At 66.3% G+C, this 11415-nt stretch carries 12 protein-coding genes; 5 read left to right on the forward strand and 7 right to left on the reverse strand.

Going from position 1 to position 11415, the window contains the following annotated elements; genetic code table 11:
- The 3 genes from ACWRN3_RS22515 to ACWRN3_RS22525 all read right to left on the reverse strand — a co-directional run.
- Positions 1-922 (reverse strand): hypothetical protein (locus tag ACWRN3_RS22515; RefSeq protein ID WP_476741995.1); only part of this gene is annotated, 922 nt, incomplete at its 3' end.
- Complete coding sequence (locus ACWRN3_RS22520) at positions 922-1461, reverse strand: hypothetical protein (protein WP_071416686.1); 540 nt, start codon at positions 1459-1461, stop codon at positions 922-924. The genes ACWRN3_RS22520 and ACWRN3_RS22515, both read right to left, overlap by 1 nt.
- Before the next feature lies 1 nt (position 1462).
- Positions 1463-1738, reverse strand: coding sequence for a helix-turn-helix domain-containing protein (locus ACWRN3_RS22525; RefSeq protein WP_071416685.1), 276 nt, complete (start codon positions 1736-1738; stop codon positions 1463-1465).
- A 153-nt stretch (positions 1739-1891) separates the two neighbouring features.
- On the opposite strand from ACWRN3_RS22525, the gene ACWRN3_RS22530 reads away from it, so the two are divergent.
- The 5 genes from ACWRN3_RS22530 to ACWRN3_RS22550 all read left to right on the forward strand — a co-directional run bounded on the left by ACWRN3_RS22530 (position 1892) and on the right by ACWRN3_RS22550 (position 6945).
- On the forward strand, positions 1892-2500 hold the full coding sequence (locus ACWRN3_RS22530) for a DUF6668 family protein (protein ID WP_071416684.1): 609 nt from the start codon (positions 1892-1894) through the stop codon (positions 2498-2500).
- 11 nt (positions 2501-2511) lie between these two features.
- A complete protein-coding gene (locus ACWRN3_RS22535) occupies positions 2512-2814 on the forward strand; it encodes a hypothetical protein (RefSeq protein ID WP_071416683.1) in 303 nt (100 codons plus the stop codon).
- 11 nt (positions 2815-2825) lie between these two features.
- Complete coding sequence (locus ACWRN3_RS22540; RefSeq protein WP_071416682.1) at positions 2826-3581, forward strand: DUF8175 domain-containg protein; 756 nt, start codon at positions 2826-2828, stop codon at positions 3579-3581.
- 3 nt (positions 3582-3584) lie between these two features.
- Complete coding sequence (locus tag ACWRN3_RS22545; protein ID WP_476741996.1) at positions 3585-5774, forward strand: amidohydrolase; 2190 nt, start codon at positions 3585-3587, stop codon at positions 5772-5774.
- A gap of 160 nt (positions 5775-5934) precedes the next feature.
- On the forward strand, positions 5935-6945 hold the full coding sequence (locus ACWRN3_RS22550) for an ABC transporter substrate-binding protein (protein ID WP_043426253.1): 1011 nt from the start codon (positions 5935-5937) through the stop codon (positions 6943-6945).
- A gap of 256 nt (positions 6946-7201) precedes the next feature.
- Here the strand turns inward: ACWRN3_RS22550 and ACWRN3_RS22555 are convergent, their stop codons facing one another.
- From ACWRN3_RS22555 to ACWRN3_RS22570, 4 genes are all read right to left on the reverse strand, one after another.
- Positions 7202-7594 carry a RidA family protein gene (locus ACWRN3_RS22555; protein ID WP_192551697.1) on the reverse strand — a complete coding sequence of 131 codons (393 nt, stop codon included), beginning with the start codon at positions 7592-7594 and terminating at the stop codon, positions 7202-7204.
- A gap of 332 nt (positions 7595-7926) precedes the next feature.
- Positions 7927-8712 (reverse strand): IS21-like element helper ATPase IstB, encoded by a 786-nt coding sequence (istB, locus tag ACWRN3_RS22560; protein WP_021473521.1) that lies wholly within the window; start codon positions 8710-8712, stop codon positions 7927-7929.
- Positions 8709-10244 carry an IS21 family transposase gene (gene istA / locus ACWRN3_RS22565; RefSeq protein WP_021473522.1) on the reverse strand — a complete coding sequence of 512 codons (1536 nt, stop codon included), beginning with the start codon at positions 10242-10244 and terminating at the stop codon, positions 8709-8711. The genes istB and istA overlap by 4 nt, the downstream gene beginning before the upstream one ends.
- Before the next feature lie 115 nt (positions 10245-10359).
- The gene (locus ACWRN3_RS22570; protein ID WP_207604584.1) at positions 10360-11124 is read right to left on the reverse strand and encodes an endonuclease domain-containing protein; all 765 of its coding nucleotides are present in this window, start codon (positions 11122-11124) and stop codon (positions 10360-10362) included.
- Between the last annotated feature and the right edge of the window lie 291 nt (positions 11125-11415).

The following is an 11415-nucleotide window of genomic DNA, read 5'->3' on the forward strand; positions in this document are numbered from 1 at the left end:
AGTTCGCGACCATCGACCAACGGCTCCGGATGGTCGAGCGCTTCATCAGCCACGTCAACGAAGACCCGTGGAACTGGACGCCCGCGCTTGTCGAGGAGTTCTCGGCGGACCTACGCACCCAGAAGCAGATCGGGCCGTCGCAGCCGCCGCCGGCAAGGTCGGTGCCGGCGTGGAGTCGCTGCGTGCCGTAGATCGGGTGCACGCGGATGCCGTAGGGGCTGCTGACCGGGCCGGCGCCGGGGGAGGCCCAGCCTTCGGCGCTGACTTCGCCGGGAAGCAGGCCCTCGCATGCGCCGCCGCTGGCGCTGCCGTCGCCGGAGTCGAGGCCGGTGCGGACACCACTCAGGCCCTCGACGATCTGCACCGCGCCGTCCCAGAACTTCGTGTAGTGGTACGGGTCGGCGTTCACCTGAGTGCGGTGGGCGACGATCGTCGGTTCCAGCGACTCGCGGTCGGGAACCTTCGTGGTCATCGCGTTGAAGAACTTCGTCGACGAGATGTAGGGGTCCAGCCGCTCCTCGCGGGTGCCCCATCCGTCCTGCTGCTGGAACAGGCCGATCGACGTCGTGCGGGTGCCGTCGGGGTTGGTGACCCCGCCGGTTTCCCAGTCGCCGTAGTCGATGTTCCGGAGGCTGGATTCACCCATCGCAGTCATGACGCCGATGGTCTGATCCCGCGCGTTCAGGCCGAGGTCTTTGCCCGCCTGCATGACATATGCGGCGTTCACAAGCTGCTCGTGGCCGTAGCCGGCAATCTCCGTCTCGGGGACGGATGCGGGGTCGATCGAGACGCTCGATCCGCCGTTGCCGGCGCTCGGGCCGCACTCGTCCTCGCCCATGAGGAGGAGCCCGAACAGGGAGCCGACGATGAGGAGCGGCACCGCCGCGATCGCGTAGGCGGCGCTGCCCTTGGGCGCTGCCATCAGTTCACCCCTTCGGGGAGGATGAAGCGCCCCGCGAGCCAGGGGGAGTCAGCGTCGGCACGGCTGAGCACGACGCCGTAGGTGCCGGCGTTGGTGGGGACGTCGACGAACGCGACGTAAGCGCTCGTGTCGTCGGTGATGACGGCGGGGCCGGTGACGCTCGTCGCGACGATGCGTGCCGGGTCCATGTAGGCGTAGTCCTGGGTGGCCTTGTTGTCGAGGAGGGGCTGCAAGCCGGCCCACCACTGCTCGAACGGAAGATCGGGGCGCGCGTAGGCGGTCATCACGGCGACCGCGGCCGCCGTTGCGCTCTCGCGCGATTCGTCATCCCACGTGGGCACGGGCCGCGGGCCGTGCGTCTCTCCGCTGTCCTCGTCGATGAGGCCTTCGGGGGCGGGGGTGAACTGGTCGAGGTCGGGATAGATCGGGCCGGTGCTACTGGCGCTGGGGGTCGGCGCTGGCGCGTTGTTCTGGCCGGTGCAGGCGGTCAGGGCCGCCGCGGTGACGACTATGAGTAGCGCCGTCCCGATCTTCCGCATGTCAGTCCCCTTCGTGCCGTTCTGAGTTGATGACGACGACCGGGCCGGTGTCGCGAGGGACATTCGCACCCCGGCGCAAGGTGTCTTTCAGCTCGTCGCGGATGATGAACCACGTCGAGCCGACCTTGTAGCCGGGGATCAGTCCCTCGCGGAGCCACGTGTACACGCTCTTGTTAGAGACTCCGAGTCGTTCTGCTACTTCGGTGGGGCCGAGGGTCGGAGGGCTCTGCTCGAATAGGCGATCGAGCGCGTCACACGCACCGCTGTCGCTGCTCACGGTGAGACCTCCTGTTGGCTCCACGGTCCTAGTGTACCGGTTAGGGCATGTTTGTATAGGTTCGGGTTCATTCGGGTTCACCCTTCCTTGTTTGGGCGCTTGGGCGTAGGATTCCCTTATTAGGGTGAATCTCACTGTACCTAGGGGGGCAACATGAGCGACCCGCTCAACCCGTGGCTTTCTCGGCCGACGACGCCGCCGCCTACCGAGGCGGCCCCGATCGCGGCCGTGCCCGACACGTTCGGCCCGGTGGCTCCGCAGCGAGGAATCCCCGCACCGGATCGCGTCGACCAGCTGCCGATCTACGACCGCAACACCACGGCTGCGCTGTGGTGGGTAGGCGCACACGGCGGCGCGGGAGAGTCCACGCTGGCGGCGCTGATGCCGGGCTCGCAGGCGGCGGGCCACTCGTGGCCGCGCACCGCCTCCACGACGCCCGCACGGACGGTTCTCGTCGCCCGCTCAGACGCTCGCGGGTTGCGCGCGGCGCAGGCCGCGATGCGGCAGTGGGCCGCGGGCCTCGTCCCGTCTGTTGAAGTCTTGGGCCTGGTCGTCATGGCTGACGCACCTGGTCGACTGCCTCGCTCGTTGCGCGACCTGATGCAGGTCGTCAGCGGGGGAGTCCCGCGCACCTGGTCGGTGCCGTGGGTCGATGCATGGCGCGTGGGAGAGCCGCCGGCTCTCTCATCTTCTCCGCGCGAAGCTCAGCGTCTCGTCGACGAGCTGACCGCAATCCTCGGTGCCGCCGGCACCTCGAACTGAAAGGCAACAGCATGTCCGTTATCGACGTGTTCCACGCGGCGGCCGACACCGCCGTGAACCTCGCCGGCGTCATTCCTGACCCGGACCCCGTACAGCCTCCGGGCACCGAAGGCGTGACCATCATCCTGTCCTGGCTGAAGTGGATCGGCTACGTCGTCGTCGGCGGCGCGATCATCGTCGGCGGCATCCTCATCGCCGTCAGCTTCCGCCGCGGTGAGGGTCACGATGCTCTGCCGAAGATCCTTTGGCCGATGGCCGGAGCGATCGTGATCGGTGGTGGTGCCGCTCTCGTCGGCATCCTCGCCGGGGCCTGAGAGGAGCCGTCATGGCTGAGGACGACGACACGCAGCAGAACCCGTTCACGCGCCCCGGCTTCATCGTCGGGGCGGTCGTGGTGGTCGCGCTCATCGTGGCGGGCATCGTTCTGACGGTTCTCAACCTGAACCGAGACGACGACGCCGCGCCGCCGGCTCCCGACCCGTCGTCCAGTGCCACAAGCAGCGCCGCCCCTTCCCCGGAGCCTTCCGGGGTCGCGGGCGGCGCGAGCGTTTGTGGCCTGGCGGGCGAGGAGCTATCCGGGACGGTGACGACAGCTCCCGCCGCCGAATGGCGGTTCCAGGACGTCTACGCCTTCCCGACCTCTTCCACGGCGGGGCCGGGGGACACGGCCCCAGAGGGCTACCCGTACTGCTTCCAGCACTCGCCTGAGGGTGCACTGTTCGCAGCCGCGAACGTGACGATCATCGGTTTCGGACCCGCCGAGCAGCGACAGGCATTTCTCGAGTACGCCCTGACGGATGGCCCGTACCGTGACACCCTGCTCAACGCTCAGGGAGCGGCTGCGCCATCCGACGTGCGGGCATCTATCGCCGGCTTTCGCATGCTCGCGTACGACGGCGAGTCCGCTCGTGTCGACATCGCGTTCCGCGGCAGCAGCAACGGCCAGAGCGTCAACGGCTCCGCCGTTCTCGAACTCGTCTGGGCGGACGGGGACTGGAAGCTCGACGCCTCGAACCCTGAGCCTGCACGCCTCGCTGAGTTGCCGGACCTCTCGGGTTATGTGAGCTGGACGGAGGGGTAGAACATGGCCGCGAGTGAATGTGCGCCGCTCGACTTCGGCTGCAAGGCCGGCGAGTGGGCAAACAGTGTCGTCGGCGATGCCATCCAGAACATGGCGGATGCCGTCATGGAAGCGTTCGGGAAGGCTGTCGCCTCGCTCGGCACGCTCTGGGTGAACGTCGGCACGCCGAACCTGACCGGGACGGGCGGTGGCTCGTCGATCGCTGCGGGTGCGACCGCTCCGAACTCTGACGGCATCATTCAGGTGCTCGGCTGGGTGACCTGGATTGCGATCGTGCTCGCGGCTATCTCGATCATCCTCCTCGGTGCTCTCATCGCTACGCGGATGCGCAGCGGTGAGGGCTTCCAGGCCGCGGGCCGACTGGGGATCGTGCTCGGTGCGATCTTCCTCATCAGCGGCGCGACCGCGCTGGTGTCTGGTCTGCTCCCGAACGGGCCGCAGGGCGCGGGCGGTGCCGTGCTGTTTCTGCAGTCGTCGCTGTGGTGGTACATGGGCGCGGCCGCCGTCGTGTCCGTCATCATCGGCGGCGTTCGGATGGCGTGGGAACAGCGCGCCGAGCCCGGCAAGGAGACGGTCAAGAGTCTGTTGACTCTGATCGTCGTGGCGGGTAGTATTGCATCCAACTTCGGATGTCGTCTAGGGTCCATCGCTCAGTGGGGTGACGCACCGCACACAAGACCTCCGCGAGGGAACATGACGCAAGTAGCACCGGACCTAGGACGGACCGAAGACCGCCACGCGCCGTTGCTCGAGGTCGACGCCGTCAGCAAGTCGTACCCGGGCGTAAGAGCCCTGCACGAAGGAGAGAGAATGATCCTGATCCGCGGACTGACACGTGTCATCACTTTCGACGATCAAGAACGCGAGTTGGAAGACGCCGACATTCTGATCGACGGGCCGAAGATCGTCGCCGTCGGAAAGGACCTGTCGGATCGCAGCGTTTCACGGACAATCGACGGGCGTGGAATGATTACGCTGCCAGGTCTCATCAACTCGCACCAGCACCTGTTCGAAGGCGCAATGCGGGCGATTCCCCAACTCGAGCGGGTCACGATGGCCAGTTGGCTCGAAGGCGTCCTGACCAGAAGCACAGGATGGTGGCGCGACGGGAAGTTCGGTCCAGATGTCATCCGGGAGGTTGCGCGCGCCGTCCTCCTCCAGTCGCTCCTCGGTGGCATCACCACGGTCGCCGACCAGCACCCATTCTTCCCCGGTGCCACGGCCGATAGCTATGTCGATAGCTATATCGACGCAACCATCGAGGCCGCCACCGACCTCGGGATCCGGTTCCATGCGGCAAGGTCATCGATGACGCTCGGCAAGAGCGAAGGTGGCTTCTGCGACGACCTGTTCGTCGAGCCCGTCGACAGAGTCGTCCAGCACTGTCTGGGTCTCATCGACCAGTACCACGAGCCGGAACCGTTTGGAATGGTTCGAATCGCTCTTGGACCCTGCGGCGTCCCCTACGACAAGCCCGAACTCTTCGAAGCGTTCGCACAGATGGCGGCGGACTACGACGTGCGCCTCCACACCCACTTCTACGAACCGCTCGACGCGGGAATGAGCGACCACCTCTACGGTATGACGCCGTGGCGTTTCCTTGAGAAGCACGGCTGGGCCAGCGACCGAGTATGGCTGGCTCACGCTGTGGTACCTCCACGGGAGGAGATCCCCGAGTTCGCCGACGCAGGCGTCGCGATCGCGCATCTCATTGCGCCGGACCTTCGGTTGGGCTGGGGACTCGCGCCTATCCGGGAATACCTCGACGCCGGAATCACGGTTGGGTTTGGAACGACCGGGTCCGCCAGCAACGATGGCGGGAACCTGCTTGGCGATCTGCGCCTGGCTGCGCTGGCGCACCGCCCCGCTGACCCCAACGAGCCCGAGAAGTGGCTGTCGGCACGCGAGCTGCTCCGAATGGCAACCAGGGGATCAGCGGAGTGCCTCGGCAGGCCCGACCTGGGCGTCCTCGAGGAGGGTCGTGCTGCGGACATCGCCTGTTGGCGCCTCGATGGAGTCGACCGGGTTGGTGTGCACGACCCGGCGATCGGCCTGATCATGACTGGTCTTTCAGACCGGGCAAGCCTGGTGGTCGTGAATGGTCAGGTGCTCGTCGAGAACGAACGACCCGTTCTGGCAGATCTCGAACGCATCGTCGCGAATACGACAGCACTCATTCCCAAGAACTTGTAGTGCCCTGCGCCCCCTGCAGTAGGGGTCACGGCGGTACTGGACGCCGAGCATCTGTGCTCCCAAGTTCCTTGCCACACGCACGTCATCGACGCTCTTGCTCGCCGTCGATGCCCGCTCGGGCGAATTGATACGGATTTCCCACTTGAAAGGATCGATATCGATGGCAGTTCGACGGGTTTCAGCCGCGCTCGCGGTCGCACTCCTGATCATTGCCTCCATCGCGGGATGCGGCAAGGACAGCGAAGGCGGCACCACCACATCAAACGGCGCGCCGACGAGGCTACGGATGCAGCTGAGCTGGGTGGCGAACGCACAGTTCGCTGGATACATGATGGCTAAGGAGCAGGGCTTCTACGAGGACGCAAACCTGGATGTAGACCTTCTCTACGGCGGGCCGAACGTCAACAACGTTCAGCAACTGACCAGCGGTCAGGCCGACCTCACCGTCGACCGCGTCAGCACCCTCTTCCTGTCGCGTGACAAGGGCATCCCGATCAAGGGCATCGCGGAGTTCGATCAGAAGTCCGGATTCTGGCTCGTGGCCAAGAAGAGCAGCGGAATCAACTCACCTGATGACCTTGTCGGGCAGAAGGTAGGAATCTTCGCAGACGACGAGTTCCAGGCCGACGCCCTCCTCACAGCGATGGGCGTCGACCCCAGCGATGTTAAGACGTTCTACCAGGGATTCACGATGGATCCGTGGCTCAACGACGAGTACCCCGTCGCAGAGATGACATCGTTTGGGCAGCTCCAGGAGGTCTATCACGCTGGTTACACAGACAAGGACCTTGTCTTCTTCAAGCCTTCTGACTATGACGTCGGCATTCTCCACGGGTGCCTGATCGCCAACGAGAGCGCCATCCAGTCCAGCCCCGACGCGCTCACCGCTTTCGTCGAGGCAACGATGAAGGGGTGGACCTACGCCTTCGCGCATCCCGACGAGGCTGTTGACGCCATCCTCGCAGAGGAGCCCAGCGCCAGCCGACCAGTCGAAACCTCTGCGCTGGACGCGATGAAGGACGTCCTCTGGGATGGAGACACGCCTCCAGACAACTGGGGCCAGATTCCCATGGACAACTACGAGGAAACGGCCAAGATTCTTGAGGACGGCGACTACGTCGACCACCCGATCGACGTCGAGAAGTCGGTGGATCTGACCATCGCGCCGTGAGGACTGTCCGTCGGCTCGGCGGCTCCTGCAGGAGGCGCTCTGGATTGGGGAGCCCGCACGACGGCAGGCAGGCGCAACTGCCTGCGGGACGTGCCATCGGCTGAGCCGATCGCTCAAACGACCAGCGCCCCAGACAATCTGACTGGGGCGCTGGTCTTTCGTGGGTATGGCCTGTGAAGGTAGGCACCGAACCGCAGAGCCGATGCCTAGTTTGGTTCCGGCAAGCCGGACGGACCATACATTGGTCCGGTGGCGGCTAGCCGATGATGGCGTCTGCCTCGATTTCGACGAGTAGGTCGGGAAGAGCCAGTGCGCCAACCTCAACAAGCGCATTCGCTGGCCGTACCTCCCCGAACACCTCACCATGGACGGCGGCCACCGCCTCGAAGTCCGAGATATTCGTGACGAAGATCCGAGTCCGGACCACGTCCGCGATCGACGCGCCCGCTTCTTTCAGCGCGGACTCGACTCGCGTAAGAGTCTCACGCGTCTGTGCGACGACGTCGTCGCCGCCAACGGCTCCCTCACTCGACCCTGCGGTCATCCCACCAACAAACACAAACGGCCCCTTGCAGACGGCCCGCGAGTAGCCCCGGAGGCTCTCGAGGTGAGACCCAGACGAGATATTCTGCCGAGTCATCGACTCCATGTTGACCCTTTCGGTCGGTCTCGGGCCATCCGACCCGGTGATTTGGGCGGCGGAGTTGCCCGCCATCCGTCGTCGGCCGCGCACCTTGGGACGGCACGGCTTACGCTGTGTGAAAGTCTAACTCCAATGAACGAAGTTCTCAGATGGGGTCTGCGCTTGCCGTGACTCCCAATCGACAGCAAAGGCTGAGGTGAGTCGTGGTAGCGTGTCAAGGGACAGTAGGAACTGCCCAGGGGCGGACATGAAACCTGCCCGCTGACGGCCACGAGAACTGCCCGGTGGTGGCCACGGGATCTGCCCAAGGGGGCGGTGGCCACCACCGACCGGGGTGCTCAGCTCAACGGGCTCACCCCCTGGCCGGCGAGTGCCTGGGTCAGGCGCACGCTGTCGCCGCTGGTCTGGCAGACGTGGGCGTGGTGGAGCAGCCGGTCGACTGTGGCGGTGGCCAGCGTCTTGGGCATGAGCTCGTCGAACCCGGACGGGTGCAGGTTCGAGCTGATCGCGACCGAGCGCTTCTCATAGGCGGCGTCGACGAGGCGGTAGAGGCCTTCGGCGGCGTCGGCGGCGACGGCCAGGAGCCCGATGTCATCGACGATGACCAGGTCGGCCCGCAGGATTCGGGCGATGGCCTTGGTGACGGTGTCGTCCGCACGGTGCCGGCGCAGCAGGACGCCGAGGTCTTCCAGGGTGAACCAGGCGACCTTGAGTCCCTGCTCGACGGCTTGTTGTCCGAGCGCTTCGAGCAGGAACGTCTTCCCGGTCCCGGATGGCCCGCAGACCACGAGGTTCTCTCGCCGGTGGACCCACTCCAAGGTCCGCAGCGCCTGCTGGGTCGGGGCCGGGATCGAGGAGATCTCGGGCTGCCACGCATCGAACGTCTTGCCGGTCGGGAACCCTGCGGCCGCCCGCCTCGTGGCCAAGGCGGAGCGTTCCCGGCCGGCGACCTCCTCAGCGAACAGGGCCTTGAGGACCTCGGCGGGCTCCCAGCGTTGGGCCTTCGCGGTCGCGACCACCTCGGGCGCGTGGCGACGGATGTGCGGCAGCCGCAGCTTGCGCAGCAGCTCCTCCAACTCGACCGGCAACGGCGGCGCGGTGCTGATGGGGCTCCTCGTCGTCATCGGGTCACCTCGCCGTCGCCGTCCGCGGTGGACCGCTGGCCGAGCCGTGCCCACGCGGCGGTGCCCTGGGTCAGCGAGGAGTCCTCGCTGGCACGATGCTCACCTGTGCCGGGCTGCCGGGCGTGGTGGTCCAGGATCGAAGAGAGGTCGGCCTCGGCGAACCGGCCATGGACCGCGGCGTGGCCCAGTGCCCAGTCGACCTCGACGGGGTCGAACAACTTGGCCAACGCGAGCGCCTCGGTCATCTTGACCCGCATCCGCGGCGTGCCCGCGGCAGCCGCCTCGACCAACCACAGCCGGGCCCCCTCACCCAGGTCGAGGAACTCCGACTCCGCGGCGTTCTTCGCTCGGGGCTGGCGGTCCAGCGGGCCGGACGGCTGGGGCGGGAAGTGCCCGTCATCGATCTTCGGCGTTCCCGGCGTGGCGCGACGGTGGCGGGCGACCTCGATCGGACCGTCGTCGCCGACATGAACGATGACGACCCACTCGTCCTCACCGACCCCGTGGGTGCGGACCCACACTGTTGCACCGAGCAGGGTGTGTGGGACCGAGTACTGGCCGGACTCGAACATCACCATCGGGGTGTTCGCCGGCACCATGCGGGTGGTGCCGAACGCGACCGTGTGCGCTCGCGCCGGAACGGGGTGCAGCCGAGCTCGTTCCTCGGCGAGCATCTCGATCGGCGGCCGCTTCGTCGTCCGGTGGGCACGGGTGTTGACCTTCTCGCAGAACGCCTCGCAGGCCGCCTCGAGCTCAGCGAAACTCGCGTACTCCTCCCGCAGGTTGGTGTCCTTGGGGACGAGGTCGGCCTTGCTGATCTTCACCGACGCCTCGGTGCCGCCCTTGGACGCCGGATCCGCGGGCACACAGGTGTGCACCACGACCGAGTAGTGCTCGGCGAAGGTGACCAACTGCTGGTTCCTGACCGGGATCCCGGCGATGTGCTCGACCGTGACGGTCTTCTCGTTGTCGGTCAGCACGTAGGTCGGCACTCCACCGAGTCGGCGGAACGTGACGTCCAGCGCGGCGAACACGGACGGCATCGTCTTGTCACGCAACGGCAGCACGACCCGGAACCGCGACCACGCCAGCCACGCCACGAACAGCACCGTCTTGACGCCGTCGACGACCGGGCCGTCGCCGTAGTCGTACTGCAGCCACATCCCCGGCTCGGTGACCCAGGGCCGGTGCACCCGCACCCGACCAGAGCGATAGGACGCCTTGACTTTAGCGACCGCGCGGCGTGTGGTGCGTTCCGAACCCTTGTAGCCCAACGCCACGAGCTTCTCGTGGGCGACATCGGCACGGACCTTCCCGAACGACCGCTCGACCCACTCCTCGACCTTGGGCAGGTACTCATCGATCAACTGCAGCCGGGCTGCGGTCTGGTCCAGCTCCCCGCCGGCAGCGCGGCGGTCCACGTAGTGCTTCACCGTGTGGTGCGAACAGCCGGCCAACTCACCGGCATCACGAAACGACCCAGTCAGGTCGTAGGCATCCAAGATTTCCATGATCTCCTCGGCAGACTTCACATGTCCCTCCTCAGGGGCGAACGGCGCATCAGCACGCCAACCGCACCTGAGGAGGGGCCTCAACCGTGGGAACCGGTGAGGCAGACGACGTCGTGTCGGGCAGATCCCATGACCGTCAGTGGGCAGTTCTCATGTCCGCCACCGGGCAGCTTCGTGGCCGTCTCCGGGCAGTTTCTCGTGGCCGCCGACAGCGGGCGACGTATCTCGGACTCGCGAGCTGGGCCCTCCAACCGGGGTACTCGATGCCGAGAGGCGCGGCCGGAGGGTTGGCGAGGTAGTCGGCAAATCGGCAGCCCGACAGGTGTCGACACAGGTCGACCACCGTGTTACAGGCTCCGCATAGGTAGCCACGGACCAGTCCGGTCAGGTGGTCATGATCGATCTTGGTCGCCCATGGATCCGGACACGTCGCGCACCCACACCCGAGCTCTTCGACAAGCCGGCGTCGGATCTTTGCGCGCGGCCCTTTGCCGTCGATCTGGGGCGGCCAGCGGCCAGCTGCGCGATCGCAGCGAAGCTCGAGCGGGATATTGGCCACATTGGAGACGGGCTCTGCGCCTGATCGCGAGACTTGCGCCTCGCACCAGCGTGACTCGGTGAACCGTCCGAGGCAGGCCGCGCGTGAGCCAGCGAAGAGATGGTAGATGCCGGATCGGTCCGCGACAGCGCGATCAAACGGCGGCAATTGCTCGAACTGCAGCAGGCTCGCCCCACAGGTGTCCTCCAGGTGGTCGAGTGCCTGAGCCAGGTGGAAGCCATCGCGATCGCTGAGGCGCCACGCGAGCGTCTCGCGCCGGCCGGGCGGAAGATCGGCGGCGGTCCGAGCAACGGGGGGCGTGTCCCTGCGCGCCCACTCGTAATGCCCCTGGACGCGCCCCATGCCGCCGAACTGTAGTTGCTGTTGGCCCGCGCGAATTCGGCGATCTGGGGGCGCGTGTGTGTGAGTGCTACGGGGAGGTCGCGGGTCACCGACTCCATGGGACGGGCTCTCTCATCTGCTTCGACTCGTCCCGATTGACCGCCGATAACAATGCTTATGTAAGGTACTAGTCTGCGTATTGCATCGGATGAATCAATCGCGGGCGGCTGACTCACTGCCCCGCTGGCCGTACTTAACCCAGCTCTGACCAGCGGAAACGCAGCACCGAACGTCGTCGTAACGGCGTCAAAC

It is taken from the genome of Pseudarthrobacter sp. rb, assembly GCF_056389225.1.